Origin of the sequence: Burkholderia sp. SIMBA_062, from assembly GCF_046534765.1 — a bacterium.
GTDB lineage: Bacteria > Pseudomonadota > Gammaproteobacteria > Burkholderiales > Burkholderiaceae > Burkholderia > Burkholderia ambifaria.
Genome location: NZ_JAWRYD010000001.1, coordinates 288,598 through 315,192 on the forward strand (window position 1 = coordinate 288,598; position 26,595 = coordinate 315,192).

At 68.1% G+C, this 26,595-nt stretch carries 27 protein-coding genes; 1 reads left to right on the top strand and 26 read right to left on the bottom strand.

Features of this window, described 5'->3' with window-relative positions; translation table 11 throughout:
• Window positions 1–139: 139 nt before the first annotated feature.
• The 24 genes from SB786_RS01320 to argS form a co-directional block, all read right to left on the bottom strand.
• The gene (locus SB786_RS01320; RefSeq protein ID WP_410725833.1) at window positions 140–1,306 is read right to left on the bottom strand and encodes a flagellar hook protein FlgE; all 1,167 of its coding nucleotides are present in this window, start codon (window positions 1,304–1,306) and stop codon (window positions 140–142) included.
• 7 nt (window positions 1,307–1,313) lie between these two features.
• Window positions 1,314–1,721, bottom strand: coding sequence for a flagellar hook assembly protein FlgD (locus SB786_RS01325; RefSeq protein ID WP_410725834.1), 408 nt, complete (start codon window positions 1,719–1,721; stop codon window positions 1,314–1,316).
• Window positions 1,711–2,442: a hypothetical protein gene (locus tag SB786_RS01330; RefSeq protein ID WP_410725835.1), complete on the bottom strand. Its 732-nt coding sequence runs from the start codon at window positions 2,440–2,442 to the stop codon at window positions 1,711–1,713. Before SB786_RS01330 ends, SB786_RS01325 begins: the two co-directional genes overlap by 11 nt.
• Complete coding sequence (locus tag SB786_RS01335; RefSeq protein ID WP_410725836.1) at window positions 2,439–2,888, bottom strand: hypothetical protein; 450 nt, start codon at window positions 2,886–2,888, stop codon at window positions 2,439–2,441. Before SB786_RS01335 ends, SB786_RS01330 begins: the two co-directional genes overlap by 4 nt.
• Window positions 2,885–4,216, bottom strand: coding sequence for a FliI/YscN family ATPase (locus SB786_RS01340; protein WP_410725837.1), 1,332 nt, complete (start codon window positions 4,214–4,216; stop codon window positions 2,885–2,887). The genes SB786_RS01335 and SB786_RS01340 overlap by 4 nt, the downstream gene beginning before the upstream one ends.
• Window positions 4,194–4,889: a hypothetical protein gene (locus SB786_RS01345; RefSeq protein ID WP_410725838.1), complete on the bottom strand. Its 696-nt coding sequence runs from the start codon at window positions 4,887–4,889 to the stop codon at window positions 4,194–4,196. Before SB786_RS01345 ends, SB786_RS01340 begins: the two co-directional genes overlap by 23 nt.
• Window positions 4,886–5,398 carry a hypothetical protein gene (locus SB786_RS01350; protein ID WP_410725839.1) on the bottom strand — a complete coding sequence of 171 codons (513 nt, stop codon included), beginning with the start codon at window positions 5,396–5,398 and terminating at the stop codon, window positions 4,886–4,888. Before SB786_RS01350 ends, SB786_RS01345 begins: the two co-directional genes overlap by 4 nt.
• Complete coding sequence (fliF, locus tag SB786_RS01355) at window positions 5,385–6,881, bottom strand: flagellar basal-body MS-ring/collar protein FliF (RefSeq protein ID WP_410725840.1); 1,497 nt, start codon at window positions 6,879–6,881, stop codon at window positions 5,385–5,387. Before fliF ends, SB786_RS01350 begins: the two co-directional genes overlap by 14 nt.
• Before the next feature lies 1 nt (window position 6,882).
• The gene (locus SB786_RS01360; RefSeq protein ID WP_410725841.1) at window positions 6,883–7,173 is read right to left on the bottom strand and encodes a flagellar hook-basal body complex protein FliE; all 291 of its coding nucleotides are present in this window, start codon (window positions 7,171–7,173) and stop codon (window positions 6,883–6,885) included.
• A complete protein-coding gene (locus SB786_RS01365; RefSeq protein ID WP_410725842.1) occupies window positions 7,170–7,619 on the bottom strand; it encodes a flagellar basal body rod protein FlgC in 450 nt (149 codons plus the stop codon). Before SB786_RS01365 ends, SB786_RS01360 begins: the two co-directional genes overlap by 4 nt.
• 2 nt (window positions 7,620–7,621) lie before the next feature.
• Window positions 7,622–7,993 carry a hypothetical protein gene (locus tag SB786_RS01370; RefSeq protein ID WP_410725843.1) on the bottom strand — a complete coding sequence of 124 codons (372 nt, stop codon included), beginning with the start codon at window positions 7,991–7,993 and terminating at the stop codon, window positions 7,622–7,624.
• Entirely contained in the window at window positions 7,990–9,138 is a 1,149-nt protein-coding gene (locus tag SB786_RS01375; protein ID WP_410725844.1) for a flagellar basal body P-ring protein FlgI, read from the bottom strand. The genes SB786_RS01370 and SB786_RS01375 overlap by 4 nt, the downstream gene beginning before the upstream one ends.
• Window positions 9,132–9,767 carry a flagellar basal body L-ring protein FlgH gene (locus SB786_RS01380; RefSeq protein WP_410725845.1) on the bottom strand — a complete coding sequence of 212 codons (636 nt, stop codon included), beginning with the start codon at window positions 9,765–9,767 and terminating at the stop codon, window positions 9,132–9,134. Before SB786_RS01380 ends, SB786_RS01375 begins: the two co-directional genes overlap by 7 nt.
• Complete coding sequence (locus SB786_RS01385) at window positions 9,764–10,540, bottom strand: flagellar hook-basal body protein (RefSeq protein WP_410725846.1); 777 nt, start codon at window positions 10,538–10,540, stop codon at window positions 9,764–9,766. The genes SB786_RS01380 and SB786_RS01385 overlap by 4 nt, the downstream gene beginning before the upstream one ends.
• Window position 10,541: 1 nt before the next feature.
• Window positions 10,542–11,246, bottom strand: a complete 705-nt coding sequence (locus tag SB786_RS01390; RefSeq protein ID WP_410725847.1) for a flagellar hook-basal body protein — start codon at window positions 11,244–11,246, stop codon at window positions 10,542–10,544.
• 27 nt (window positions 11,247–11,273) lie between these two features.
• Complete coding sequence (locus SB786_RS01395) at window positions 11,274–13,358, bottom strand: flagellar biosynthesis protein FlhA (protein ID WP_410725848.1); 2,085 nt, start codon at window positions 13,356–13,358, stop codon at window positions 11,274–11,276.
• Window positions 13,355–14,419: a flagellar biosynthesis protein FlhB gene (locus tag SB786_RS01400; protein WP_410725849.1), complete on the bottom strand. Its 1,065-nt coding sequence runs from the start codon at window positions 14,417–14,419 to the stop codon at window positions 13,355–13,357. Before SB786_RS01400 ends, SB786_RS01395 begins: the two co-directional genes overlap by 4 nt.
• Complete coding sequence (locus tag SB786_RS01405; RefSeq protein WP_410725850.1) at window positions 14,419–15,177, bottom strand: flagellar biosynthetic protein FliR; 759 nt, start codon at window positions 15,175–15,177, stop codon at window positions 14,419–14,421. Before SB786_RS01405 ends, SB786_RS01400 begins: the two co-directional genes overlap by 1 nt.
• Before the next feature lie 11 nt (window positions 15,178–15,188).
• Entirely contained in the window at window positions 15,189–15,455 is a 267-nt protein-coding gene (locus SB786_RS01410) for a flagellar biosynthetic protein FliQ (RefSeq protein ID WP_410725851.1), read from the bottom strand.
• Window positions 15,456–15,734: 279 nt separating this feature from the next.
• Entirely contained in the window at window positions 15,735–17,330 is a 1,596-nt protein-coding gene (locus SB786_RS01415; RefSeq protein WP_410725852.1) for an ABC transporter substrate-binding protein, read from the bottom strand.
• A 430-nt stretch (window positions 17,331–17,760) separates the two neighbouring features.
• A complete protein-coding gene (locus SB786_RS01420) occupies window positions 17,761–18,534 on the bottom strand; it encodes an SDR family oxidoreductase (protein ID WP_410725853.1) in 774 nt (257 codons plus the stop codon).
• Between the two features lie 19 nt (window positions 18,535–18,553).
• Window positions 18,554–19,195, bottom strand: a complete 642-nt coding sequence (locus SB786_RS01425; RefSeq protein ID WP_410725854.1) for a thiol:disulfide interchange protein DsbA/DsbL — start codon at window positions 19,193–19,195, stop codon at window positions 18,554–18,556.
• A 69-nt stretch (window positions 19,196–19,264) separates the two neighbouring features.
• Window positions 19,265–20,164: an SPOR domain-containing protein gene (locus SB786_RS01430; protein WP_410725855.1), complete on the bottom strand. Its 900-nt coding sequence runs from the start codon at window positions 20,162–20,164 to the stop codon at window positions 19,265–19,267.
• A gap of 84 nt (window positions 20,165–20,248) precedes the next feature.
• Window positions 20,249–22,030: an arginine--tRNA ligase gene (gene argS / locus SB786_RS01435; protein ID WP_410725856.1), complete on the bottom strand. Its 1,782-nt coding sequence runs from the start codon at window positions 22,028–22,030 to the stop codon at window positions 20,249–20,251.
• Window positions 22,031–22,231: 201 nt separating this feature from the next.
• Between argS and SB786_RS01440 the strand changes: the two genes are divergently transcribed.
• Window positions 22,232–22,555: a DUF1840 domain-containing protein gene (locus tag SB786_RS01440; protein WP_410725857.1), complete on the top strand. Its 324-nt coding sequence runs from the start codon at window positions 22,232–22,234 to the stop codon at window positions 22,553–22,555.
• A 109-nt stretch (window positions 22,556–22,664) separates the two neighbouring features.
• On the opposite strand, the gene metH is transcribed toward SB786_RS01440, so the two are convergent.
• Both metH and SB786_RS01450 read right to left on the bottom strand, forming a co-directional pair.
• Window positions 22,665–25,382, bottom strand: a complete 2,718-nt coding sequence (gene metH, locus SB786_RS01445; RefSeq protein ID WP_410725858.1) for a methionine synthase — start codon at window positions 25,380–25,382, stop codon at window positions 22,665–22,667.
• Window positions 25,383–25,428: 46 nt separating this feature from the next.
• Entirely contained in the window at window positions 25,429–26,496 is a 1,068-nt protein-coding gene (locus SB786_RS01450) for a homocysteine S-methyltransferase family protein (protein WP_012364814.1), read from the bottom strand.
• Window positions 26,497–26,595 lie beyond the last annotated feature (99 nt).

The following is a 26,595-nucleotide window of genomic DNA, read 5'->3' on the forward strand; positions in this document are numbered from 1 at the left end:
GCGATCCGCTCCACGCCGTCGACGCATGGCGCATCGTCGCACCAGGTGCGCAGCCAGGGCGCGGCAGCGCTTTCCGCGAGCGTCGCGGCCTCCGCGAGATCGCGCTCGGCGAGCGGTCGCCAGCGCAACGGCGCGTCGCTCATCCCTGCCCCCGCATCTGGAACAATTGCATGATCATCTCGTTTGACGTGCTGATGACCTGGGAGGCGGCCTGGAAGCCGCGCTGGATCAGAATGAGCTGTCCGAATTCGCCCGACAGATCGACGTTGGACGCCTCGACCGCGCCGGAGCGCAACTGACCGACGAGCGGATCGCCGCTCTTCGCGTATCGCGGCGGCGGGAGATGCGATGCGTCGAACAGGCCGGCGCCGAGCCGGACCAGCCGCTGCGGATCGGCGAACCGGGCGAGCGCGACGGCGCCGGCGTGGCCGATCTGGCCGTTCGAATATCGCAATGCGAGCTGCCCGTCGCCGTCGATGCTCATCGACGCGAGCATGCCGGCCGCATAACCGTCTTGCTTCGACACCCGCAGCGTCGACGTCGCGCCGGCCGAGAACGCGGTCACGCCTTCGGAAAAATCCAGCGTCACCGTGAGTTGCGACGACGGCAGCGTGACGTCGATCCTGTCCTGGCCGGGCTCGGGAATGCCGCCGTGAAATTGCAGCGTGCCGATCTGGAGCGGCGTGCCGTCGCGATCGGCGACGGTGACTTTCCAGCGTCCCGGCATCACGCCGGTATCCTGCGCGAACGACACCTTCAGCACGTGTTTCGCGCCGTTCGCGTCGTAAATCTCGACGTCCGATACGGCAAAGTCGGTCGAGCCGGGAGAGAGGTTGTCGGTGAAGCGGACCACGCGAGTCGCGCACGGCGGGTCGAGCTGCCGATGCGCCAGCGAGATCGGCGCGAGCGTGCCGGTCGCGTCGAGCGTGGCGAGTTTCAAGCCGCTCGTCCGTTCGGTCACGAAGCCGTCGTCGGCAATATGGAACTGACCGGTCCGCGCATAGCGGATCGTGTCGCCGTCGCGGAGCGCGAGCAGGCCGTCGCCGTCGATCGCGAGGTCGAGTTGCCCCGTGCTGCCGCGTAGCTCGCCCTGCCGGAAATTCACCGTCGCGTGCGCGTAGGCGACGCCGCTGCCGGATCGCTTCCCGTCGCCCGCGGTGGGCCGCCCGTCACACAGATCCTGAAAGCGCGGCGCCGAAGACTTGAAGCCGGGCGTGTTCAGGTTCGCGACATTGTCGCCGATGGTCTGCAAGCCTTTCGAGTAGGCGGCAAGACCGCTCATGCCGATATAGATGCTGTCGAGCATGGGCGCCTCAGCGAACGGTCAGGATCTGCGAGACGGTCGCATCGGCGAGGAACTGGCCGTTCTCGCTCTCGATCGTGAGCTTCGGCTCGCCGTCCTTGAACGACAGGCCCTTGACGATGCCGGTCATCGTGCCCGCGTCGCCGCGGATATCGACCTTGCGTCCGAGCAGGCCGATGGTCTGGGTCGCCGATTGCACGGACAGCAGATCGTCTATCTTGCCGGCGATCTGGCGACTTTGCTCGAGCGACGTGAATTGCGCGAGCTGCGACACGAATTCATAGTTGTCGACCGGCTTGAGCGGATCCTGATAGGTAAGCTGCGTCACGATGATCCGGAGCAGGGACTGCAGGTCGAGTCCGCTCGGGTCGGCTTGCCTGCCGTTGCCCGTTACGGGGCCGATGGAGTCAATCGCCATGTGTTCCTCCTGGGAGTCGGTGCGTTTCGATGAAGAGCCTGCCGTTGATGAAGAGCCGTGCGGCTGGCATGCCGAGGCGGCGTAGTTCGGCGAAGGTTTGCTGCGCGAGTGTCGCGTCGTCGATTCCGATGGCGCGTACCGCGATCGAGACGCCGCCCGCGCCTGTCAGCACACTGAGCCGGTAGTGCGGCCCGGAAGCGGGGCGGGTGGCGATGTCGCCTGCGTGACGAAGCGGCGGGCGCGATGTCTCCAGCGTCGGTCGCGATGCGGTGCCCGCGACGCGGTGAGTGCCGGGCGCGGTAGACGCGGACGGCGCGAGCGCGTTGGGCGACGGTTGCGTGTCGCTGCCGGGCCGCGCCGGCCGACGATGCGCCGACCCCGGCGCGGCCGGTTCGGCCACGGTCGTGCCGTGCCGCGCGGGCGCGCGGTGGCCGACGCTCGATTGCATGGCCTTCGGCCCGAGCGGCGTGCGAGCCGGCTGCGCGGGATCGGCGGCGCTCGCGGCGACGAGCGTTGGCACGGCGCGCGGCGGGGCCGTCCGGTCCGGCGCGGCCGGGGAGCGACCTGCCGTCGCGCCCCGCCACATGTCCTGTTCGAGCCGGCGCAGCGTCTGCGCGAATGCCGATGGCGCGCCGTCTCGACACGGCGGCTGCGCCACCGCGTCGCCGGAGACGGAGGCGCCATCGAACGGATGGCGGAGGGTTGCCGGCGCGGCGTTCACGCGCTCCTCCGTCGAGTCGACAGCCACGCCTCGAGTTGCGCGTCGTCGGACTTGTCGCGCGCGCGCCGTGCGGCGCGGCGGGCCACGGCGACGAGAGCGTTGGCCGCGTCGGCACGCTGCTGTTGCCGCTCGAGTATCGAACGATGCGCCTCGACCTTTTCGGCGGCGGAGCACGCGTGTTCCGCCGCCGTCAGCCACGTGTCGCGTGTGGCATCGAATGCGCCGGCGAGATTGCGCAGCAGGTCGGTCGACAGCGTGACGCTTTCGGTTCCGGTGCAGCCGGCCTGCGCAATGGCTTCCAGCCGGCTCGCCATGTCGCGTTCGCGCTGGCACGCGGCCTCGCTGGCGGCGGCGAGCTGCCGTGCCGTGGACCGCTCGCGCGACAATTGCAGTGCGCGGAGTTCGGCGATCCGCGTCGCCAGGGACAAGCGATCCGAGGGTTTCATGCGGGGTCCTCCAGTAGCGACGCGAGCATGGCGATCGCCTGCTCGCGCCCGGTCGGGCTCTCGGCGTCCTGGCGCAGGAACGAGAGCAGCGCGGGGCGCAGACGCAACGCGCGATCGAGCGCCGGATGGCTGCCTGCCGTATAGAGTCCGGATTCGACAAGGGTTTTCGACGCGTCGTACAGCGCGAGTTGAGCGATCGCGTCGGCGGCCAGCGCGCGTTCCGCGTCGTTCGCGACGTACCGGCTGACCCGGCTCACGCTCTTCGGTACCTGGATCGGCGGGAATTGCCCCTGTTCCGCGAGCGCCCGGCTCAGGACGATGTGACCGTCCAGCAGCGAGCGCATCGTTTCCGCCATCGGGTCGTCGATGTCGTCGCTTTCCGTCAACACGGTCATGAGCGCGGTGATCGCGCCGCCGCTCTTCAACGCGCCGCAACGTTCGACGATCTTCGGCAGCGCCGCGAACACGCCGGGCGTATACGCGCGCACGGTCGGCGGCTCGCCGGCCGCGAGGCCGATCTCGCGCAGCGCGAGCGCATAGCGCGTCACGGAATCGATCATCAGCAAGACGTGCGCGCCCTGCGAGCGGAAATATTCGGCGATCGACAGCGCGGCCGGCACGCTGCGGGCACGCAGCGCGGCGGACTGATCCGAGGTGGCGACGACAAGCGTCGTGCGAGCACGGCTCGCGGCGGACAGTGTCCGGTTCCAGCATTCCTCGACTTCGCGGCCGCGTTCGCCGACGAGGCATAGGACGCGGACGTCCGCATCGACGTCGCGGGCAAGCGCGCCGAGCAGCGTTGTCTTGCCGACGCCACTGCCGGCGAACAGGCCGACGCGCTGGCCGACCCCCAGCGTCAGCAGCGCGTCGAGCACACGCACGCCGGTTTCCAGCACGTGCTCGGGCGATTGGCGCTCGAGCGGCGGCGTGGCGATGCCGGCGAGCGGCCAGTTCGCCACGCAGTGGCCCAGTGCTCCGGCGCCGTCGAGCGGACGGCCGAGCGGGTCGACGACGCGGCCCAGGTACGCGTCGCCGACGGGGATCGTCGCGTCTGCCTGCAGCGCCGCGACTTCATCGCCGATCCGGATGGCGGAGGCGGTCGAATACGGGGCGAGCGTGACGCGCGTGCGTTCGACGTTGACGATCTCCGCGAGCGTCGGCTCCGACTGTTCGCCGCCGATCGCGCACAGCGAGCCGAGCGGGGCGCCGGGGCCGTCCGCTTCGACAAACGTCGGCATGATGCGCGTCACCACGCCGGTGCGTCGCACCGGATCGGTCATGCGGATGGCCGCGACGTACGCGTGCTCAGTGAGCGGTCGGCTCGGCATCGTCTCGGAGTCGGTTGAGGACAGCCATCAGGCGGTCGCATTGTCGGGGAAGGTCGAGTTCGGCGCGGCCGGGCGCGAGCCCGAATCGGCACGCGCCAGCCGGCAGGTGCGGATGCGCGTTGACGACCGACTCAGGCGCTGCCGCGGAAATCGGCCGCAGCGCGTGGTCGTCGGGGAAATCGGCGCGCGATACGTCGACGGTCAATACGACGCTCGCCTCCATCTGTGCGACGTGATGTCGGATCGTCTGCGCGACGAGCGCCGGATAGTGCTCGGTCGCGCCGAGCATCCGCTCCAGCGCGGCTTGCGCGATGTCGAGCGCGAGGCTTTCGAGCGATGCGAACCGCGTCTGCAGCGACGCCTGCGCATGCTGCACGCCGCGTGAGAGCGCGGCGACGCGCGCGTCGTCGTCGCGCTTCGCGCTCGCATCGGCCGCGCGGCGGCCGTCGTCGACGCCTCGGCGGTAAGCGGCTTCCCGCTCGTCTTCGAGCGCGGCGCACTTCGCATCGAACTCGGCGAGCCGCACGGTCAACGCTTCGATTTCGGCTGCATGCCTGTCGAGCGGCGCAGCCGACGGTGCGATGTCCGGGTGCGGTTCGCTTGCGACTGCCGCGGCCAGCCGTTTGCGGCCGCCTTCGAGCCGCACGCGATGCGCTTTCAGAAGGCGGCTCATCGTCGTTTCCCTACCAGGCTGCGGAATCGGTCGCGCAATGTGCGCGGCGCTGCGGGCGACGCAGGCAGCGCGGCATCGGCTGGCGGGTCGATTGCCAGCACGGCGTCGCGCAGCGCATCGCCCGCTCGCGGCGAGATTCGGAACCCGGTCGTGCGCGTTTCGATGCAGCCGGCGAGTGCGCGCCGGCGCTCATCGGGCAGACGGGCAAGCGCGCGCGTGCGTTCGGCATCATCGAGTCCCGCCGCGAGACGTGCAGCCAGTTCGACGGGCAGCGCCGCGAACGCACGGGCGAGGCGGTCCGCGCCCGAGCCGGCCTCGGTGTCGGGTGCGATTGCGGGCGATATGGGCGCGCCGGCGACCGCGCTCGACGCGTCGGCAAGCAGCGGCCGCAGTCGCTCGCGATCCGCGCCGGGCAGCATGGCCCAGATCGACTCGATGTCCTCGATTCTGCAACGGGCGAGTTCCGCTATCGCTCGGCGCAGACGGCGCTCCTGATCAACGCGCGTCATGCCATCCCCCGTGAGACTCGCCGGCCTCGGCGAGCAGCCGCTGCAAGCGTGCGGCGTACTCGGCGCGCTGCGCGTCGTTCAGCCGCCGCGGTTGCGCAAGTCGTCTTGCGTATCTGCGGCGCGCGGCCCATGCCGCGACGACGCAGAGCGCCACCGCCGCGGCGGCCGGCAGGTAGGGGCGCGCTTTGTCGAAATCGACGAGGCCGATCCAGTGCAACTGCGTCGGTCGCGGCGCGGCAACGGGCGACGCGCGCGGGCCGTCCCTGCCCGCTGGGGCCGCGCTCGAAACGGTCGCGGAGGGTGGCGCGCCAGGCGCGGCCTGTCCATTCTGCGGTGCGGGCGCCGCGTCGGGCGTGTAGATCGCCAGCGTGTCGCCGCGCGTGGGATCGAAGCCGATCGATGCGGATACGATGTCGCGCAGGCGGGTGGCACGCTCCGGCGTCATCGTATCGTCGAGCACGATGCCGACCGACAGCTTGCGGATCGCGCCCGGGCTCCGGACGATCTGTTCGACGCTGCGTTCCGAGCGGGCGGTTTCCGGCTCGATACGCGCCGTCCGTGCGCCGGGCAGCGGAGGCAGGCCGGCGTTCGGCCACCCGGCGGTTGCGCCGTGGGTCGGCGCGCCCGGCGGGTTGCCGGGGTTGGCAGCCGACTGCGTGAGGCCGGATTCGCGGGTCGTGCGGATCTGATCGAAATCGAGCGATGCGTCGACGCTCACCGTCGCACGGCCCGCACCGGCGATCGGGGCGATTTGCGCGAGGATCTTGTGTTCGTAACGCTGTTCGACGGCATTCTTCAATGCGAACTTCGGATCGTCGACATCGGCGCTGCGCGCATCGGCGGACGCGCCGCGCTGATTCAGCACCGAGACGTCGGCGGCCGACATCTCGGGCACGGCCGCCGCGACGAGCCGCTGGATCCCCTTGACGACGTCGGGCTCCAGCGCATGACCGTCGCGTACGAACAGCGCCACCGACGCTTTCGGCCGGCTGCGGTCGCGGCGAAACAGCGAGGCCTCCGGCAGGCTCAGATGCACGCGCGCGAGTTCGATCGCGTCGAGCGTCGCGATCGTGCGCGCGAGTTCGCCTTGCAGTGCGCGCTGGTAATTCACCTTCTGCGCGAATTCCGTCAGCCCGAAATCGCTTTGATTGAATAGTTCGAACCCGGCCACGCCCTGCAGGCGCAAGTCCGCGCTCGTCAGCCTGACGCGCGCGGCCCGCGCATCGTTCGCGGGCACGAGGATCGCGGCTGTCGACTCGTCGTAGCGAAACGGTATCTTTTCCTTGTCGAGCTGGGCGGCGACGGCGGCGGCGTCCTGCGGCTTCAGGTCGCGGGCCAGGATCTGATACGACGGGCGCAACGCGAGCCAGGCGGCGAGCCCGGCACAGCCGACCACCGCGGTGAGCGTGCCGGCGAGCGCAAACTGACGCGCGCGGGAGCCGGCAAGGAAATATGCGCCGAGGCGCGAAATCGATCGCTTCATCTCACAGTTGCATCCGCATCAGTTCCTGGTAGCCCTCGACGAGCCGCGTGCGCACGTTCAGCGCGAATTGCAGCTTGAGCCGCGCGTCCTCGAGCGCCAGCACGACCTGGTGCGGCGGCCGCTCGTCGCCGAGCGCGAACGCCGTGCCGGCCGCTTCGGCCGCGCGCAACGTCCGGTCGAGGTTCTGCATGCCGGACATCATTAGCGTCCCGAAGCTGTCTGCCGCGATCGGAGCGGGCGCAGCCGGCCAAGGGGTAGCCGCATATTCGGCGATGGCGTCGACTGGCGTCATGACTGGCCTCCGATGTCGAGCGCGCGCAGGTACATCGAACGCGCGGCGTTGAACATCACGACGTTGGCTTCATAGGTGCGCAGTGTCTGCACGAGCAGCGCCATTTCGGCGGCATGGTCAAGGCCGGGATAGCGGACCAACCCCTGTGCGTCCGCATGCGGGTGCGCGGCGTCGCGCATGACGCGCGGCGGCGTGTCGAGGGCATCGATGCCGATCGCGCGGGTGCCCAAAGGCCGGTCGGTCGAAATGCCGCCGGGCGCGCGTCGCAGTGCTTCCGGGAAGGCCGGTTCCAATTGGGCGCCCGATACGAGCCGTAATGGCCGATACGGCTCGGCGCCGGGCGCGGTGGAGGCTCCCGCATTGGCGAAGTTGCGGGCGATGAGTTCGAGACGCTGGCGTTCGACGTCGAGCCCGGAGCGCGCGATCGCGAAAATCGTGTCGGACATGTTCAGCTTCCCCGCACGGCGATTTGTCGAAGCTGCAGCGTGCGGGCGAGTACGCCGGCGAGTAGCGCATAACGGGCCGACGTCTGTGACGCGTCGGCGATCTCGCGATCGAGCCGGAGTGCGTCCGAGGTTGCGACGGTACGCGGTCGGACGGCTTCGATGCGTTCGAGTCGCGTCGCCGTCGTATCGCCGGGCCGCACGGCCGCGGCGGAGGACAGCGCCTCCTCGAACGTCACGCGCAACGGCGAGAAGGCTGCCGCATTTGCGTTCGCGACGTTGTGCGCGATCGCGGTCGAGCGCGCATACAGGCCGTCCATCGCCTTCCCGGCGATCGCGGCGACGAAATCCATCGACATCGCTTGCTCCTTCTTCATTGAATGACCAGTTCCGCATACAGCGCGCCCGCGGCCTTGACGGCCTGCAGGATCGCGATGACGTCGCGGGTGCCGACGCGCGCCTTCGCGAGCGCTTGCACCAGATCGCCGACCGTGCCGCGCGGAAACGATACGGTTGCGGCCGGGCCGGCCTCGTCGACCGACAGATCGCTGTTGGCGATGACGAGGCTGCGCACGTCGCGTCCGCCGAACGTGACGAAGTTCGGTTGCGACGCCGAGTACTCGGTGGTGACCGATACGCGGATATCGCCGTGCGAAATCGTGACGGGCGAGATCCGCGTGTCGCCGCCGGCGACCACGGTGCCGGTGCGTTCGTTGATGACGACCCGTGAGCGTTGGTCCGGCTCCACGCTCAACGCCTCGACGCGTGCGACGAACGGGATGAGCGCTGCCGGATCGGGCGGCGCGTCGATCTCGACCGTATCCGCGCCGAGCGCGCGCGCGGCCGGCTCCCCGAGCGTGCGGTTGACGCGTTGCACGATGCGTTGCGCGGTGACCGGATCGGGCTCGCGCAGCACGAAGCGAAGCTTGCCGTCCTGCGCGACGAGCGCCGCGCGTACGGCAACCTCGACGGTGCCGCCGCGTGGCACGATGCCGACCGTGGGATGATTTTTCAGTTTCAAGTTGCCGTTCGCGTCGTACCGGTAGCCGCCGACCGACACGGGGCCTTGCGCGAGTGCGTAGATCCGCCGATCCGGCCCGCGCAGCGGCGTCATGATCAACGTGCCGCCCGCGAGGCTGCGCGCGTCGCCCGTCGACGTGACGTTGACGTCGAGCGCATCGCCGAGATTGGCGGCGGGCGGCAGCGTGGCCGTCACCATCACCATTGCGATGTTGCGGCTCTGAATCTGCTCGTGTCCGACGACGAGATCGAACTGCGACAGCAGGTTCGCAAGGGCCTGGCGGGTCGCCTGGTTGCGCGGCGAGTCGCCGGAACCGGCAAGGCCCGTCACGATCCCGTATCCGACCAGCAGGTTGTCGCGCCAGCCGAGAAAGCGGCCGAGGTCCTTGAGCCGCACCTCGGCATTCACGCCCGCGGCGGCCGAAGGCGCGCTCGCGACGGCCAGCGCGAGCGCGACCGGCAGCGACAGGCGCCGAAGCCATGAGTGGAGACGGTTCACCATAGGCCGAGCCATGCGAAAAAGCGGGGAATGAGCCCCGGCTTCGTGCGATCGGTGACGAAGCCGTCGCCGGTGTAATCGATCCGGGCGTCGGCGAGCCGGGTCGACAGCACGGTATTGCCGGGGCCGATGTCGATCGCCCGCACACGCCCGTTCAGACGGATGCCCGTCTTCTCGCCGTTGACGTCGATGCGCTGCTCGCCTGCGACGGCGAGATCGCCGTTCGGCAGCACGTCGACGACGACGGCGCTCAGTTGCGCGAGCAGGCGGCCGCTGCGCTGGATCTGCCCGCGCCCGCCATAGTCGTCGCCCGCGCCGACCTGCGCGCGATTGTTGCCGGCATACAGCGTCGATACGCTGCCGTTGATCGAGAAGCCGGCGCGCGTCGACGTGTCGGCCGTCTGGCTCGCACTCGACTGCTCGTAGACGAGAACCGTGACGATGTCGCCGATCGCGCTCGCGCGACGGTCGGCGATCAGCGGCTGGAATGCGTCGGGCCGGTAGAGCGTATCGGCACGGCTGGACAGTGCCGCGACCAGCATGCCGCAGGCGATCGCCGCAGCCGGCCCGAGACGGCGCGCATATGTCGCCGCGCCGTGCGCACGGCGGCGTTTGCAGGGGCGCGAACTCATCGCTTCAGGCCGTTCGCGATCGCCATCAACTCGTCGCCGGCCTGGACGAGTTTCGCGCTCGCGGCATAGGCGCGCTGGTAGAGCATCAAGCCGGCGAGTTCGTCGGCGAGTGCGACGTTCGATGCTTCGCTGAAGCCCTGCGCCAGCGTGCCCGCATTGTCTTCGCCGGGGCGCGAGCGGATCACGGCGGCGCCTTCGTCGGCGATCCGGTAGGTTCCGTCGCCGAGCGGCTGCAGCGCGCGCGGGTCGGTCGCCTGCGCGATCTCGATCCGGCCGACTTCGAGCGGCGCGGCCTGATTCGGGACCACGGCAAGCACCTGGCCGTCCGGCGCGATTTCGAGACGCTCGGCGTCGCGCGGCACCGAGATCGCCGCTTTCAGCGGGACCCCGTTCGACGCACGCAGATAGCCGTCGTCGCCGACTCGCAGCCGGCCGCCGCGCCACAGCGTGACGTTGCCGTCTGGCGCGTCGAGCTCGACAAACCCTTCGCCGCGGATCGCGAGATCCCACGTATCGTCGGTCTGCCGCAGCGTGCCGGGCGAGAATACCGGCCGGGCCGATGCGGTGACTCCCGCGCCGCCCGCGATGCCGGCCGGCGCGGCGTTTTCCTGCCGTGCCCCGGGCAGGGCGCCCGAAGACAGCAGTGTCGAAAACGTGACGGCGCCCCGCTTGAAGGCTGGCGTGTTCAGGTTGGCGATGTTTTGCGCGGTCGTATCGACGGCGGTTTGTTGTGCGGCAAGACCGGTCGCGCCGATGTAGAACAGGTTATTCATGTCACATGCCTCCGAGGCGTTGCAATACGCTGCCCATCAGGTCGTCGTATGCGTGGACGAGCTTTTGCCCGGTTTCGACCCGGCGCATTGCTTCCATGAGCCGCACCATGTCGTCAGCGGCGCTGACGTTGGATGTTTCGACAAAGCCCTGGGCGAGCCGGGTCGGCGCGTCCCGCATCCCGACCGTGTCGCGCGGCGCGTACAGGCCGTCCGCGATGCGCTGCAGGCGCGACGGGGCGTCGAACGTCGCGACGCGGATGACCGACGTCGGCACGCCGTGATCGAGCACGGTGCCGTCCGCGTCGACGCGCCAGCCGTCCAGGCTGACGACGATGTCGCCTTGCGCGCCCTGCAGCGGCCAGCCGCCCGCGCGGGTGACGAGGCGTCCGTCGGCCGCGCGCACGAACGCGCCGGTGCGCGTGTACGCGGGGCCGGTATCGGTCTGCACTTCGAAGAAGCCGTCGCCGTCGATCGCCAGGTCGAACGGATCGCCGGTCCGGACGAGCCGGCCGGGCGAGAAATCGGTGAGCCGGGGAATCGGCGGGCCGCCGCCGGCCGGCGTTACGTCGTTTGCGAGCATGTCCTGGAAGGCGATCTCGCGCCGATAGCCGGGCGTCGCGACGTTCGAAAGATTGCGTGCGGCCGTCTCCGCGCGCTGCGTTTCGAGCGAGATCAGGCGTAACGACAGCGTCATCAGGTCATCCATCGGGGTGTCTCGGGAGTCGTGTGGCGTTTAGGCAGCGAGCGGCGGCGCCGGTGTGGATGTCGTAGCGGGCGACGCGGGCGGCGGATCGATGCCGACGGTCGCGAATGCACGCAATGGAATCGCATCCGGCACTTCATTGATCGACAGCACGACGAGCCTCGGTGCGACGCGGCGCGAGAATGTCTTGAGCGCACGCCGGATATCGGGCCGGCACAGCAGCGCGGGCGTGTGTCCCTGGCGCATCATCGTCTCGGTGTGCGCGAGCAGGCGGCCCAGGAAGGGCTCGGCGAGCCGCGGGTCGAGCACATGCGTGCCGTGGCCGTCCGCGCCGGCGAGATTGCGTGCGATCTCGGCCTCGAGCGCCGGATCGAGCGTCAGCACCGCAAGCGTGTCGCGCTCGCCCTGCGCACGCTGGCAGATCGCATGGCCCAGGCGCTGGCGCACGGCCTCGACAAGCCGCGCGGGGTCCTTCTCGTGGCGGGCGACGTCGGCGAGCGTTTGCACGATCAAGTCGATATCGCGAATCGGAACCTGCTCGGCGAGCAGCCCCTGCAACACCTGCTGCACGTCGCCGACGGCGAGCACGTTCGGCACGACTTCGTCGACGAGGCCGGGCTGACGCGCGCGCACGCCGTCGAGCAGCGCGATCGTTTCGGCACGGCCGAACAGGCGCGCCGCGTGAGTCTTGATCAGCTCGGTCACGTGCGTGAGCAGCGCGGTAACGGGATCGACGCACGTGTGGCCAAGCGCTTTCGCGCGATCACGCTGGTCGTCGTCGATCCACACGGCCGGCAGGCCGAATGCCGGCTCCTGCGTCGCGGCGCCGGGCAGCGCGCCCGTCACGCCCGCGGGGTGTATCGCGAGCGTGCGACCCGGATAGGTCGCGGCCTGGCCGAAGCGGGTGCCGAACAGCCGCACCTGGTATTCGTCCGGAGGCAGTTGGGTCGAATCGCGAAACACGACGGCGGGCGCGACAAAGCCGCTTTCGTCGGCGTACTGGTCGCGAAAGGTGGCGATGCGCTCGGCGAATACGGCTTGCATCGGCTGCCAGGCGGCCGTCAGCGCCCCGCCGAACACGACCTCGACGGCCGGCAGGGCGGCGGGGCCCGCGGCTGCCGGCGTCTGCGCTGGCGGCGTGGCGTCGTCGCTCGCCGGCGGGGGCCGAACTCGCGTGCCGGCCCAGACACCGAGCGCGCCGAGCGCGAGGAGGGCGGCGGGCCATTTCGGCATGCCGGGCAATGCGAGAAGGCCTATTAGCGCGGCCGCGACAAGCAACTGGATCTTGGGAAAGCGTGCGAGCTGGCGCAGCGCTTCGTGACTCAGCGCGTTGTCCGCCGACGAACGGGTGACGATGATCCCGGTCGCGACCGAGATCACCAGCGCGGGCACCTGCGTGACGATGCCGTCCCCGATCGTGAGCAGCGTGAACGTGCGGACCGCCTCCGCAAACGGCATGCCCATCTGGGCGACACCGACCGCCCATCCGCCGAGAATGTCGATGAGCAGAATGATGATGCCGGCGACCGCGTCGCCCTTGACGAACTTGCTCGCGCCATCCATCGAGCCATAGAAGCCCGCTTCGCGCTCGAGCGTCTTGCGGCGATGTTTCGCCTCGTCCTGATCGATGAGGCCCATGTTGAGGTCGGCATCGATGCTCATCTGCTGGCCGGGCATCGCGTCGAGCACGAAGCGCGCGGCGACTTCGGATACGCGCTGCGCACCGTTGGTGACGACCACGTACTGGACGACGACGAGGATGAAGAACACGATCAGCCCGATCACGTAGTTGCCCTGCACCGCGAATTTCCCGATTGCGTCGATGACCTGTCCGGCATCGGCGCCGGACAGGATGAGACGCGTCGCCGCGACGTTGAGCGACAGGCGGAACAGCGTCGCGATCAGGAGCAGCGAAGGAAACGTCGAGAATTCGACTGGCCGGCTCACATAGAAAGTCAGCAGGAGAATCGTGAACGCGAATGCAAAATTGACGATGATCAGGAGATCGAGCACGGCGGCCGGGATCGGCGCGAACAGGATCAGCAGGATCGCGGTTGCCGCGAACACGAGCGCGAGATCGGACTGGCCGCGCAGACGGCGCTCGAGCCAGTTCATCGCGCGGGCTCCTGCGTGCGTCGGACGCGCAGATAGATCGCGGCGGTCGCGACGAACAACTGCGGCGGGATCTCAGTGTCGAGCGCGCCGTGGCGGAACAACTGACGCGCGAGCGCCGGCGCCTCGACGATCTGCACGCGATGGATGAACGCGAGCTTCCTGAGGCGCAGCGCGAACTCGCCGGCTCCCTTCGACACGATGGTCGGCGCGGCCATCTCGGCCGGGGTATAACGCAAACCGATCGCGTAATGTGTCGGGTTGGTCACGAGCACATCCGCTCCGCGCATCCCCCGCAGGCTGCGCGAACGCTGCAGCAACTCGCGCTGCAATTGCCTGCGGCGTTGTTTGATGCGGGGGTCGCCGTCATGCTGCTTGAATTCCTGCTTGACCTCGTGCCGGCTCATCCGCATTTGCTTGGCAAACCGGCGTCGCACGAGTGCGTAATCGAACACCGTGAAGAGTGCCGCCGCGATCAGCAGTTGCGTCGCAAGCGCGAAGCTGGCCGAGCCGAGCGTGAGGGCCAGGCCGGCCGCGGTCAGCCCCGCATGCGACGCGGCGCGCACCGCGTCGGCGATGCACCGGTAAGCGAGCGTGCAATAGACGCCCAGCTTGACGCAGGCCCTTGCCGCGTCGAGCACGGTCTGCATGGAGAACAGGCGCTTGATCCCGGCCGCCGGGTTCAGGCGCGAGAAATCGGCTTTCAGCGCTTCAGGCGCGAACAGGAAGCCGGCCTGCGCGACCGCGCCGACGAGTGCACCGCCTGCCGCCGCCGCGGCCGGCGGTGCGGCGATCGCCAGTGCGTCGGGCAGCAGCGCGCCGAGCCAGTGCGCGAGCGCGCGGCCGTCGGCCGGGATGGCGGCCGCATCGTTCAGCGCGCGCGTGCCGAGCGCGGCGACCTGGCCGGCCATCCGTTCGCCGGACAGCCACAAATAGCCGGCGCAAGCAGCGATGGCGAGTACGATGCCGGGCTCCTGGCTGCGTGGCAGTTGCCCTCGCTTGCGTGCGCGGGCGAGCTTGTGGCGAGTTGCCTGCTCGGATTTTTCCTGTTCCTGGTCGGCCATCAGAGTGCTCCGGTTGCGGGGGCGAATTCCAGCGCCGCACGCAGCAGCCGCAATGTGACGGGCCCGAGGAGGCCGATCGAGAGCGCCGTGACGACGATCGCCGCGATGGCTTTGACCTGAAGGCCCAGCATCAGCGCGTTCAGTTGCGGCAACGTGCGTGACAGGAATGCGATCGACAGATCGATCAGGAACAGCGCGAGCATGACGGCGGCGACGGCGCCGATGCCGATCCCCATGACCCGGCTGAAGTAGCCGATAAACGCTTGCGGCGACGCGACGATATGTGCGGTGCCCGGCGGCATCCGTTCGATCGAGGCGGCGACGAGCCGCAGCAGCTCGAGATGGGCGCCGCTCGCAAAGCAGATTGCACCGGCGCCAAGCGTGAGGAGCGTGCCGAACAGCGGGGCTTGACCGCGCGAACCGGGATCGATGACTGTCGCCAGCCCGAAGCCCGCCTGCACGTCGAGCGCGCGCCCGGCGAACGACAGAGCGGCGAACGCCGCCTGGAGCGGAAAGGCGAGCGTGAATCCCAGCGCGAGCTCGGAGATCGCGCTCGCGACGAGCATCGCGGGCGCGTTGCGGAGCTGGGCAGGCAAGGGCGTGGCCAATGCACCGGCCAGCGCGAGCACGAGGCAGACGCGAATCCGCAACGGAACGCGGAGTTGCGCGAATGGCGGCGAGAACATGAACAGCGGGCCGACACGCAGCGATAGCAGCAGCGACGCCATTGCCCAACCGGTGAGGGTGTCGGCGGACATGATTCAGCGGTTCAGCGCAGATCCGCGATGCCGACGAATAACGTGGTGGTGAAGCCCGTCAGACGGCCGAGCATCCACGGGGCGAGCGTCACGAGGACAATGCCGGCGACGACGAGTTTGGGCACATAGCTCAGGCTCATCTCCTGCAATTGCGTGACGACCTGGAAAATGCTGACGAGCAGGCCGGCGATGAGCGTTGCGGCAAGCACGGGGCCTGCGATCAAGAAACTGTTCCAGATGAGCTGCGAGAGCATCTGCAGTGCTTGATTTTCTGACATCGGCCATTCCCGCTTAAGAGTGGATATTGGGAAATTCGTAAGTGTTGCGCTGTTTCAGCGCTGGAAAAGTGTATAGGCCGATTTTCTGGCTTGATATAGGACGCGTATGAATTTGAATGGAGGGTTTTGGTGCTTTTAGCGGCTGAAAGCCGGCATGCTTTGCATTCGATCGGTATGCCGATTTGATTGGATTCGAATTGGATAAAAAGGATAAAAAAAGCCCGGCCGCAATTTGCGGCCGGGCTCAATATCGGATTCGACCGATTCGGTCGTGCCGATTTATTGAACGATTACTGTCGTGAAGTTCTGCCGTCCAAACGGACTCACGCGATAGCCGCTCACGTTCGCGCGCGTGAGCGCGGCCGCGGTCGGGTAGCCGAGCGGAATCCACAGCGCCTGGTCGTGGATCACCTTCTGCGCGCTTTCGTACAGCTTCGCGCGCTTGGCCTGGTCGGCGGTCGACTTGCTGTCGGCGATCAGCTTGTCGAGCTGCGCGTCGCAGAAGCGCGCAAAGTTGATGCCCGACTTCACCGCGTTGCAGCTGAACAGCGGCGACAGGTAGTTGTCCGGATCGCCGTTGTCGCCGGCCCAGCCCATGAACAGCATGTCATGCTGGCCGAGCTTCGCCTGCTTGATCAGCTCGCCCCATTCGATCACCTTCACCTCGGCCTTCACGCCGATCTTCGCGAGGTCGGCCTGCAGCAGTTCCGCGCCGGCCTTCGGGTTCGGGTTCAGCACGCTGCCGGTCGGGCGGGTCCAGATCGTCGTCGAGAAGCCGTTCGGGAAACCGGCCGACGCGAGCAGCTGCTTCGCCTTCGCGGGATCGTACGCATACGGCGCGATGTCCTTCGCGTAGCTCCACGTGTTCGGCGGATACGGGTTGTTCGCGGCGGTCGCCGTGTTGTCGAACACGACCTTCAGGTAGGTCGCGCGGTCGAACGCGAGGTTCAGCGCCTCGCGCACCTTCTCGTTGTCGAGCGGCTTCTTCTGCGTGTTCAGCGCGACGAACGCGGTCATGAACGCGGGCGTCTGCACGACCTTCAGCGCGCTTTCGCCTTTCGCGGCGAGCACGTCCTGCGGCTTCGGCGACAGCGCGATCTGGCATTCGCCGGCCTTCACCTTCTGCACGCGCACGGACGCGTCGGGCGTGATCGCGTAGATCAGCCGGTCCACCTTCGGCTTCGCTCCCCAGTAGGTCGGATTCACGTCGTAGCGGATCAGCGCGTCCTTCGTGTAGCTCTTCAGCACGAACGGGCCGGTGCCGATCGGCTTCGCGTTCAGATCGGCCTGCTTGCCGGCCTTCAGCAGCTGGTCCGCGTATTCGGCCGAGTAGATCGACGCGAAGCCCATCGTCAGGATCGACACGAACGTCGCGTTCGGCTCGTTCAGCACGAACTTCACCGTGTTGTCGTCGACCTTCGTGACCGACTTCACGAGCTTCACGAGGCCCATCGACTGCGCGTGCGGAAAGCCGCTCGCGCCGGCCACTTTGTGCCACGGGTTCGCATCGTCGAGCATCCGCGAGAACGTGAACACGACGTCGTCCGCGCTCAGCGGGCGGCCCGGCTTGAAGTAGTCGGTGGTCTGGAACGCGACGTTCGGGCGCAGGTGGAACGTGTACGTAAGGCCGTCGGCGCTGGCCTCCCATTTGTCGGCGAGCGCCGGCACGACCTTCTTCGCGGCTTCGTCGTACGACACGAGCGTGTTGAAGATCACGTCGGCCGACGCGTTGGTGGTGACGAGCGAGTTGTACTGCACGACGTCGAAGCCGTCCGGGCTCGATTCCGTGCAGATGGTGAGGGGCTTGGCGACGGCGAGGCCGGGAGCGGCGAGGGCGGCGGCGAGTGCAGCCGCGGCGAACAGCTTGACGTGCATAGGTTCTCCCACGTGACTTGTGATTTTTGCCGGGTGTCGGAATGCTGGCGCGGCCCGGTAGTGGACGGGGCCGCGCGGCTGGCGAATAGCATACCGGCAAAGCGCGCGGCGCGTGAAAAAAGGCGTCTGAACGCGGTGAATTGAGCGAAAAACGGCTGCGTTCGCGACGGAACGGGTGTTGATGCGGCGGTTCGGTCGCGGCGACGGAGGTGGGGGCGAGGGGCCGCGACGGGGCCGGCGGCTGCGAATGCGGGGGCGGAAATGCGCGGCGCGGCGCAAACGCCGGAACGGACAGGATCGCGACAGATGTGCGCGCCGTGTGGTGCGACACGAAGGGAGAGACCCGCGCGGATTCGCGCGGTACGGCGATGCAGATCAGGCCGAGGCCCGACAGCGATCCGGCGAGGCGCGCGCCGGATCCATGACGCGCTCAGTGCGTGCCGGCCTTCGGCTTGCGCGGCGCCTTCTCGAACAGGCGGTCGTAGAGCCAGCGCGGCAACACGTGCAGCACCTTCGCGACGACGCCCATCTGCCACGGAATCACGCGGAACGCGTGCTGTCGCGCGATCGCCTGCGCGGCGCGGGCCGCGAAGCGATCGGCGTCCATCAGGAACGGCATCCGGTACGGGTTGTGCGCGGTCATCGGCGTGCGGATATAGCCGGGCGCGATCGTCACGACGCCGACGCCGGCCGGGCGCAGCTCGACGCGCAGCGCCTCGAGATACTTGATCGCGGCCGACTTCGATGCGCTGTACGCGCCGGAGCCGGGCAGGCCGCGCACGCCGGCGACGCTCGCGACGCCGACCAGCGTGCCGTGGCGCGCGGCCGTCATCGGGCCGACGAACGGTTCGAACGTCGCGACCATCCCGTAGTAGTTGATGTCCATCACGTCGCGGAACGTGGCGAGGTCGCCCTGGCCCGTGACGGCGCCCTGGCTGATGCCCGCGTTCGCGATCACGACGTCGGGGCAGCCGTGCGCGGCGATGAACGACGCGGCGGCCGTCGCGAGTGCATCGGCGTCGCGCACGTCGGCGCTGTAGACGGAGACGGACAGCTTCGGGAAGCGCCGCGCGAACGCATCGAGGGCATCGGTGCGGCGCGCGACGACGGCGAGCGTGGCGCCCTGGCGGGCGTATTCCTCGGCCATCGCGAGGCCGAGGCCGCTCGACGCGCCGGTGATGAAGACCTTCAGCGGAGTAGTCATGCCGGCGCGCGGGCGGGGATCAGAGCTTCTTGTCCTGAACCTGCTTCACGAGGTAGTCGAGCACTTGAGCGGTGCCCGGGATGCTGTTCGTGTAAGCCGGGCCCGTCTTGTACTTGCCCTGGACGACAACCGTCGGCACGCCGTCGATGGCGTAGCTCTTCAGCAGCTCGGCCGACTGCTTCACCTGGCCCTGCACGCTGAACGAGTTGTACGCGTCCATGAACTGCTTCTTGTCGACGCCCTGCGTCGCCAGGAAGTCGGCCTGCGCCTGCGGCGTCAGCAGGTAGTTCTTCTGCTTGTGGATCGCGTTGAAGATCGCCGGCGTGACCTTCTCCGAGATGCCGAGCGCGGACACCGCGTAGAACAGCTTCGAGTGCGGGACGAAATCGTCACGGAATGCGACCGGCACGCGCTTGAAGTCGATGTTGTTGCCCTGCTTCTTCACCCAGGCCTCGATCGTCGGCTCGAATTCGTAGCAGTGCGGGCAGCCGTACCAGAAGAATTCGATGACCTCGACCTTGCCGGCCGGCGTGGACACCGGCTGCGGCGACTTCATCACCTCGAAGTCCTTGCCGGACACAGGCGCGGCGGGAGACGCGTGCGCGAAGCCGGCGGCCGCCAGGCCCAGGGAAAGAAGGAGCGTGCTAAGTAGTTTTTTCATGTTGTAAGCGTCGAATCAGTTGCTCGGATTACGAAACGTAACGGGTTCTGCGTGGGCGCGGCCGGTTGCTTACTGCTTCGTGAAGCGGATCACCGCCGTGTCGACACCTGCATCGGACAGGCGCTGACGGGCCGAGTTCATATCCTCGAACTTCGAGAACGGGCCGACGCGCACGCGGAAATAGGTCACCCCGCTGACATCGCGCTTCGACACCTTCGATTCGAAGCCCTGGAAGCCCAGCCGCGCGCGCTGCTGCTCGGCGTCGCCTTCCGTCTTGTACGCGCCGACCTGCAGGAAGTAGCCGGTGTTCGCGTCGTTCGCGGTCGGCGGTTTCGCTGCCGCGGCGGACGTAGCGGATGTTGCGGACGGAGCCGGCTTCGGCGTGTTCGCGGCCAGTTGCTGTTGCTGCTGTTTCTGCGCGGCCGCCTGCTGCGCCTGCTTCTGCGCGGCGAAGCGCGCGAGATCGTCCTCGCCGCCTTGCTGCTGTTGCTGCGCCTGTTGCGTCTTCTTCGGCGGCGGCGTGTTGTCGGCCGGCTTCGGCGCGACGGCGACGCCGTTGCCCGACGGCGCATTGTTCGAGGCGGGGGTGTTGCTCGAGCCGCTGGAGCCGTTCGCGTTGCCCGACGGCGGCACCTCGACGATCTGCGGTTCGGGCAGCAGGCCGCCCTGGGTCTGGTTCGCGGCCTGGCCGGGCGCGGTGTTGGGCGGCGCGGGCTGCGCGGCCTGCGGCACCGGCTGGCCGGGCGTCTTGCCCTGCAGCGCGCGGTTCGGGTCGAACTGCTGCGGCTGGCTCGCGCCGGTGTCGGTCGGCGGCGGTGCGACCTTCGACACGAACGGCGACGGCGAACGCGTGATGTAGAGCGCCACCACCACCGCGATCGCGAGGCCGACGATCAGGCCCAGCACGATTCCAAGAAATGTCCCTCCGGCTTGTTTCGATTGCTTCGAAGTTCGGCGTGGTTGTGCCATTGCTTGAGTCACCTGCAAAAAGAATCGTGAAAAGGCCGAGGCAGGCGCTCCTGCCCCGGCCATTTGCTACCCCGTTCGGGCCGCTTACATCTTGGCGGGCGCGGACACGCCGAGCACCGCCAGACCATTCTCGAGCACCTGCCGGGTCGCGGCGAGGAGCGCGGCGCGCGCGTTGCGCGGCGCTTCGTCGTCCACCAGCACGCGCTCCGCATTGTAGAACGAGTGGAATTCACCAGCGAGATCGCGCAGGTAGAACGCGACGGCATGCGGGGCCAGTTCGTTCGCCGCGTGCGTGAGCATGTCCGGATACTCGGCGAGCTTCTGCATCAGCGACACGGCCTGCGGGCTCGTGAGCTGCGACAGGTCGGCGCCCGGCAGTTGCGCCACGTCGACGTTGTAGCGCGACTTCAGTTCGTTGAGCACCGAGCAGATGCGCGCATGCGCGTACTGGACGTAGTAGACCGGATTCTCGTCGTTCTGTTTCAGCGCGAGGTCGATGTCGAACACGAATTCGGTGTCGGCCTTGCGGGAGATCAGGAAGAAACGGACCGCGTCGCGGCCGCGCGTGATGGTCGCCTCGTCGATCAGGTCGGGTGCCGCTTCCTGGCCCGGCGCCGCGCCGCCCGACCATTCGATCAGGTCGCGCACCGTCACGTAGCTGCCCGCGCGCTTCGACAGCTTCACTTCCTGGCCGTCGCGCATCACGGTGACCATCTTGTGCAGCACGTAGTCGGGATAGCCCTTCGGGATGCCGATGTGCAGACCCTGCAGGCCCGCGCGCACGCGCGCGATCGTGCCGTGGTGGTCCGAGCCCTGGATGTTGATCACCTGCGTGAAGCCGCGCTCCCATTTCGTCACGTGGTATGCGACGTCCGGCACGAAGTACGTGTACGTGCCGTCCGACTTGCGCATCACGCGATCCTTGTCGTCGCCTTCGTCGGTCGTGCGCAGCCACAGCGCGCCGTCCTGCTCGTAGGTCATGCCGGCCTTGATCAGCGCGTCGACCGTCTTCTCGACCCGGCCTTCGCTGTACAGCGACGACTCGAGGTAGTACTGGTCGAACTTCACGCCGAACGCCTGCAGATCCATGTCCTGCTCGTGTCGCAGGTACGCGACCGCGAACTTGCGGATCGCGTCGAGATCGTCGATGTCGCCCGCACCCGTGACCGGCTCGCCATCCTTCGCGGCGACCGTCTCGCGGTTCAGGTAGTCGCGTGCGATGTCGGCGATGTATTCGCCGTTGTACGCGGCTTCCGGCCAGCCCGCGTCGCCCGGTTTCAGGCCGCGCGCGCGCGCCTGCGTCGAGATCGCGAGGTTGCCGATCTGCACGCCGGCATCGTTGTAGTAGAACTCGCGGTGCACCGCGTAGCCCTGGCTCGCGATCACGTTCGCGAGCACGTCGCCGAGTGCCGCCTGGCGGCCGTGGCCGACGTGCAGCGGGCCGGTCGGGTTGGCCGACACGAATTCGAGCAGCACCTGCTTGCCCTTTTCGCGTTGCGACGTGCCGAACGCGCGGCCCTGCTCGAACACGGCGGCGATCACCGCCTGTTTCGCGGCGGCCGTCAGGCGCAGGTTGATGAAGCCGGGGCCGGCGATTTCGGCCGCGTCGACGAGCCCTTGCGCGCCCGGCTGGGCCGTGAGGGCGGCGACGATCTTCTCGGCGAGCTGGCGCGGGTTCGTGCCGAGCGGCTTGGCGAGCTGCATCGCGACGTTGCACGCGACGTCGCCGTGCGCGGCGACCTTCGGGCGCTCCAGCGTGATGGCCGGGGCGACGAACGCTGCGTCGGCGCCTTTCAGCGCGTGTGCGACCTGCGTGACGCTATCCGCGAGCAGGGCTTCGAGGGTCTGTTTGTGTGCTGGCAGCATGCTGGTAGAAGGCTTCGTTGGTGGCTGCCGGAAACACCGGCCGGCCGGCGCGCTTTTTAAGCGCGCGTTTCAGGGATCGCAGAATTTTAACAGGTGCTAATATGCCGCTCAGGCGCCCCGGCTTCGCGAGGCCGTACGCCGGTCTGCCGGCGTCCCCCCAACCGCGCCGCGCAGGCACAACAAGATGAAAAGGGAATTGTCATGATTACGTTCAAGAGCAAGGCGGCACAGGATCTCGACGTGCTGAAGGATTTCGCCGTGTATGTGCTGGGTCTCGTCGGCAAGCAGCTGGGCGAGCGCGGTGTGATTACGCACGACGAACTGGACCACGCAATCGCCAAGCTGGAAGGCGCGGTCGCGCAGGCGAAGCAGGAGCGCGCCGAGCACGCGGGCCACTTCCACGAGGACGACGAAGACCACGCGCACCATGAAGTGCCGCCGAGCCTCGCGCAGCGCGTTGCACCCTTCCTCACGATGCTGCGCGAAGCGAAGGCCGGCCAGGCCGACGTGCACTGGGGCTTCTGAGCTTCCTTGCCCGCCCGATCGACAGGTCGGCAACGCAAAAAAAGCCCGCTTTCGAGCGGGCTTTTCATTTCGTCCGATAAAAGGGCGGCTGGCCGCCCGCCGGCATCGGTCAGAGTTGCGGCGCGAGCGCGCGCCGCGCGTCGGCGAGCGACAGCGACATCCGCCGCGCGTAGTCGTCGAGCTGATCCTGCCCGATTTTGCCGACCGAGAAGTACCGGCTGTCCGGATGCGCGAGATAGAAGCCCGACACGCTCGCGGCCGGCAGCATCGCCAGCGATTCGGTCACGCTCATCCCGATTTCCTCCGCGTGCAGCGCGGCGAACATGTCGCGCTTCACGAGGTGGTCGGGGCAGGCCGGATAGCCGGGCGCCGGGCGGATGCCCGCGTACTTTTCGGCGATCAGCGCATCGTTGTCGAGCGTCTCGCCGCTCGCATAACCCCACAGCTCGCGGCGCACGCGCGCGTGCATCGCCTCGGCGAACGCTTCGGCGAAGCGGTCGGCGAGCGCCTTCAGCATGATCGCGCTGTAGTCGTCGTGGTCGGCTTCGAACTGCTTTTCCTTCACGTCGACGCCGAGGCCGGCCGTGACCGCGAACATCCCGATGTAGTCGGCGATGCCCGATTCCTTCGGCGCGATGAAGTCGGCGAGCGAGCGGTTCGGGCGCATCACGCCGTCGACCACCGGACGCACGCTCTGCTGGCGCAGGTTGCGCCACGTGAGCAGCACTTCGGAGCGCGTATCGTCGGTGTAGATCTCGATGTCGTCGTCGTTGACCGTGTTCGCCGGCAGCAGCGAGATCACGCCGTTCGCGGTGAGCCAGCGACCCTGGATCAGGCGCGCGAGCATCGACTTCGCGTCGGAGAACACGCGCCGCGCCGATTCGCCGACGATCTCGTCGTTCAGGATCGCCGGGTACGGGCCCGCGAGATCCCAGGTCTGGAAGAACGGGCCCCAGTCGATGTAGTTCGCGAGTTCGTTCAGGTCGTAGTTCTTGAACACGCGGCGGCCGATGAACTTCGGCTTCACGGGCCGGTAGCTCGCCCAGTCGAGCTTCGCCTTGTTCGCGCGCGCCTCGGCGAGCGTGACCATCGGCTGGGCCTTGCGGTTCGCGTGCTGTTCGCGGATCCGTTCGTAATCCGACTTCAATTCGTCGAGGTACTTCGTCGCGCCTTCGTCCGACAGCAGGTTCGATGCGACCGACACCGAGCGCGATGCGTCGGGCACGTAGACGACCGGGCCTTCGTAATGCGGCGCGATCTTCACGGCCGTGTGCACGCGCGAGGTCGTCGCGCCGCCGATCAGCAGCGGAATCTTCTTCACGCGGAAGTAATCGTCGCGCTGCATTTCGGACGCGACGTACGCCATTTCCTCGAGGCTCGGCGTGATAAGGCCCGACAGCCCGATGATGTCCGCGCCTTCGACCTTCGCCTTCGCGAGGATCTCGTTGCACGGGACCATCACGCCCATGTTGACGACTTCGAAGTTGTTGCACTGGAGCACGACCGACACGATGTTCTTGCCGATGTCGTGCACGTCGCCCTTCACGGTCGCGATGACGATCTTGCCCTTCGCGCGCACGTCGCCGCCCGCTTCCGCGAGCAGCCGTTTTTCTTCCTCGATGAACGGGATCAGGTGCGCGACGGCCTGCTTCATCACGCGCGCCGACTTCACGACCTGCGGCAGGAACATCTTGCCCTGGCCGAACAGGTCGCCGACGACGTTCATCCCGTCCATCAGCGGGCCTTCGATCACGTTGATCGGGCGGCCGCCGGCCGCGGCGATGGCCGCGCGCGCTTCCTCGGTGTCCTCGACGATGAAGTTCGTGATGCCGTGCACGAGCGCGTGCGCGAGGCGCTTCTCGACCGGCTGGTTGCGCCACTCGAGGTTCTCTTCCTTCTTCGCGGCGCCGGTCTTGAACTTGTCGGCGACCTCGAGCAGGCGGTCGGTGGAATCGTCGCGGCGGTTCAGGATCACGTCCTCGACCCGCTCGCGCAGTTCCGCGTCGAGATCGGCGTACACGCCGAGCTGGCCCGCGTTCACGATGCCCATGTCCATCCCCGCCTGGATCGCGTGGTACAGGAACACGGTGTGGATCGCCTCGCGCACCGGGTCGTTGCCGCGGAACGAGAACGACACGTTCGACACGCCGCCGCTCACCTTCGCGTACGGCAGGTTCTGCTTGATCCAGCGGGTCGCCTCGATGAAGTCGACCGCGTAGTTGTTGTGCTCCTCGATGCCGGTCGCGACCGCGAAGATGTTCGGGTCGAAGATGATGTCTTCCGGCGGGAAGCCGACTTCGTTCACGAGGAAGTCGTACGAGCGCTTGCAGATCTCGGTCTTGCGCGCGTAGGTATCGGCCTGGCCCGTCTCGTCGAACGCCATCACGACCGCGGCCGCGCCGTAGCGGCGGATCAGGTTCGCGTGATGGCGGAACGCTTCCTCGCCCTCCTTCAGCGAGATCGAGTTCACGATCGCCTTGCCCTGCACGCACTTGAGGCCGGCCTCGATCACTTCCCACTTCGACGAGTCGATCATGATCGGCACGCGCGCGATGTCCGGCTCGGATGCGATCAGGTTCAGGAAGCGCACCATCGCCGCCTTCGAATCGAGCATCGCCTCGTCCATGTTGATGTCGATCACCTGCGCGCCGTTCTCGACCTGCTGGCGCGCGACGGCGAGCGCCTCGTCGAACTGGCCGTTCAGGATCATCCGCGCGAACGCCTTCGAGCCGGTGACGTTGGTGCGTTCGCCGACGTTGATGAAGAGCGTCCCGGACGTGACGTTGAACGGCTCGAGGCCGGCAAGGCGCATCATGTGATCGGTCATGGCGGTGCGAATTCGTGTGAGGTAGGGCGGGCGTTGGGGCGGTCGGTCAGGCGGCGTCGCTGTAGTGGCTCGGCCAGCGGCGCGGTTTCACGTCGGCGAGCGCCTTCGCGATCTCGGCGATGTGCTCGGGCGTCGTGCCGCAGCAGCCGCCCGCGAGATTCACGAGCCCGGCTTGCGCGAATTCCTTCAGCAGGCCCGACGTGACGTCCGGCGTCTCGTCGAAACCGGTGTCGCTCATCGGGTTCGGCAGGCCCGCGTTCGGGTAGCACGACACGTAGGTGTCGCACAGCTTCGCGAGCTCGGCGATGTACGGGCGCATCAGCGCCGCGCCGAGCGCGCAGTTCAGGCCGAACGTGAGCGGCTTCGCGTGGCGCAGCGAATTCCAGAACGCCTCGACCGTCTGGCCCGACAGGATGCGGCCCGACGCGTCAGTCACGGTGCCGGAGATCATGATCGGCAGGCGCTCGCCGGTGTCCTCGAACAATTCGTCGAGCGCGAACAGCGCGGCCTTCGCGTTCAGCGTGTCGAAGATCGTCTCGACGAGGAACAGGTCGACGCCGCCGTCGAGCAGCGCCTTCGCCTGCTGGTAATACGCGCTGCGCAGTTCGTCGAACGTGACGTTGCGCGCGCCCGGGTCGTTGACGTCCGGCGAGATGCTCGCCGTCTTCGGCGTCGGCCCGATCGCGCCCGCGACGAAGCGCGGTTTGTCGGGCGTCGCGTAGCGCACGGCCGATTCGCGCGCGAGCCGCGCCGATTCGACGTTCATCTCGACGACGAGGTCTTCCATCCCGTAGTCGGCCTGCGCGACCGTCGTCGCGCCGAACGTGTTGGTTTCGACGATGTCCGCGCCGGCCGCGAAGTACTGATCGTGGATCTCGCGGATGATTTGCGGCTGCGTGAGCGACAGCAGCTCGTTGTTGCCCTTGATGTCGCGCGGGAAGTCCTTGAAGCGCTCGCCGCGATAGGCGGCCTCGTCGAGTTTGTAGCGCTGGATCATCGTGCCCATCGCGCCGTCGAGGATCAGGATGCGCGATTTCAGCAGCGCGGGCAGTTCGGCGCCGCGCGTGTAGGGCGCGTCGAGCGGGACGGAAGCGGCGAGAGGGGTCGCAGACATGGCGGAAGACCGGCGAAGACGGGAAAACCGCCATTGTAGCCGGTGCGCCGGGGCGCCGCCCGGCCTCGCGCGGCGCGGGCAGCGGGGCCGGCGCGAAGC

Excerpts from the sequence above, each read along its gene's own strand:
- SB786_RS01380 (WP_410725845.1), bottom strand. The coding sequence starts at position 9,767 with ATGAGTTCGCGCCCCTGCAAACGCCGCCGTGCGCACGGCGCGGCGACA.
- SB786_RS01415 (WP_410725852.1), bottom strand. The coding sequence starts at position 17,330 with ATGCACGTCAAGCTGTTCGCCGCGGCTGCACTCGCCGCCGCCCTCGCC.
- SB786_RS01375 (WP_410725844.1), bottom strand. The coding sequence starts at position 9,138 with ATGGTGAACCGTCTCCACTCATGGCTTCGGCGCCTGTCGCTGCCGGTC.
- SB786_RS01405 (WP_410725850.1), bottom strand. The coding sequence starts at position 15,177 with ATGTCCGCCGACACCCTCACCGGTTGGGCAATGGCGTCGCTGCTGCTA.
- SB786_RS01370 (WP_410725843.1), bottom strand. The coding sequence starts at position 7,993 with ATGAAGAAGGAGCAAGCGATGTCGATGGATTTCGTCGCCGCGATCGCC.
- SB786_RS01350 (WP_410725839.1), bottom strand. The coding sequence starts at position 5,398 with ATGACGCGCGTTGATCAGGAGCGCCGTCTGCGCCGAGCGATAGCGGAA.
- SB786_RS01450 (WP_012364814.1), bottom strand. The coding sequence starts at position 26,496 with ATGTCTGCGACCCCTCTCGCCGCTTCCGTCCCGCTCGACGCGCCCTAC.
- SB786_RS01390 (WP_410725847.1), bottom strand. The coding sequence starts at position 11,246 with ATGGATGACCTGATGACGCTGTCGTTACGCCTGATCTCGCTCGAAACG.
- SB786_RS01395 (WP_410725848.1), bottom strand. The coding sequence starts at position 13,358 with ATGAACTGGCTCGAGCGCCGTCTGCGCGGCCAGTCCGATCTCGCGCTC.
- SB786_RS01430 (WP_410725855.1), bottom strand. The coding sequence starts at position 20,164 with ATGGCACAACCACGCCGAACTTCGAAGCAATCGAAACAAGCCGGAGGG.
- SB786_RS01400 (WP_410725849.1), bottom strand. The coding sequence starts at position 14,419 with ATGGCCGACCAGGAACAGGAAAAATCCGAGCAGGCAACTCGCCACAAG.
- SB786_RS01340 (WP_410725837.1), bottom strand. The coding sequence starts at position 4,216 with ATGCCGAGCCGACCGCTCACTGAGCACGCGTACGTCGCGGCCATCCGC.
- SB786_RS01335 (WP_410725836.1), bottom strand. The coding sequence starts at position 2,888 with ATGAAACCCTCGGATCGCTTGTCCCTGGCGACGCGGATCGCCGAACTC.
- SB786_RS01410 (WP_410725851.1), bottom strand. The coding sequence starts at position 15,455 with ATGTCAGAAAATCAAGCACTGCAGATGCTCTCGCAGCTCATCTGGAAC.
- SB786_RS01425 (WP_410725854.1), bottom strand. The coding sequence starts at position 19,195 with ATGAAAAAACTACTTAGCACGCTCCTTCTTTCCCTGGGCCTGGCGGCC.
- SB786_RS01360 (WP_410725841.1), bottom strand. The coding sequence starts at position 7,173 with ATGACGCCAGTCGACGCCATCGCCGAATATGCGGCTACCCCTTGGCCG.
- SB786_RS01420 (WP_410725853.1), bottom strand. The coding sequence starts at position 18,534 with ATGACTACTCCGCTGAAGGTCTTCATCACCGGCGCGTCGAGCGGCCTC.
- SB786_RS01325 (WP_410725834.1), bottom strand. The coding sequence starts at position 1,721 with ATGGCGATTGACTCCATCGGCCCCGTAACGGGCAACGGCAGGCAAGCC.
- SB786_RS01365 (WP_410725842.1), bottom strand. The coding sequence starts at position 7,619 with ATGTCCGACACGATTTTCGCGATCGCGCGCTCCGGGCTCGACGTCGAA.
- argS (WP_410725856.1), bottom strand. The coding sequence starts at position 22,030 with ATGCTGCCAGCACACAAACAGACCCTCGAAGCCCTGCTCGCGGATAGC.
- SB786_RS01385 (WP_410725846.1), bottom strand. The coding sequence starts at position 10,540 with ATGAATAACCTGTTCTACATCGGCGCGACCGGTCTTGCCGCACAACAA.
- SB786_RS01345 (WP_410725838.1), bottom strand. The coding sequence starts at position 4,889 with ATGAGCCGCCTTCTGAAAGCGCATCGCGTGCGGCTCGAAGGCGGCCGC.
- fliF (WP_410725840.1), bottom strand. The coding sequence starts at position 6,881 with ATGAAGCGATCGATTTCGCGCCTCGGCGCATATTTCCTTGCCGGCTCC.
- SB786_RS01440 (WP_410725857.1), top strand. The coding sequence starts at position 22,232 with ATGATTACGTTCAAGAGCAAGGCGGCACAGGATCTCGACGTGCTGAAG.
- metH (WP_410725858.1), bottom strand. The coding sequence starts at position 25,382 with ATGACCGATCACATGATGCGCCTTGCCGGCCTCGAGCCGTTCAACGTC.
- SB786_RS01320 (WP_410725833.1), bottom strand. The coding sequence starts at position 1,306 with ATGCTCGACAGCATCTATATCGGCATGAGCGGTCTTGCCGCCTACTCG.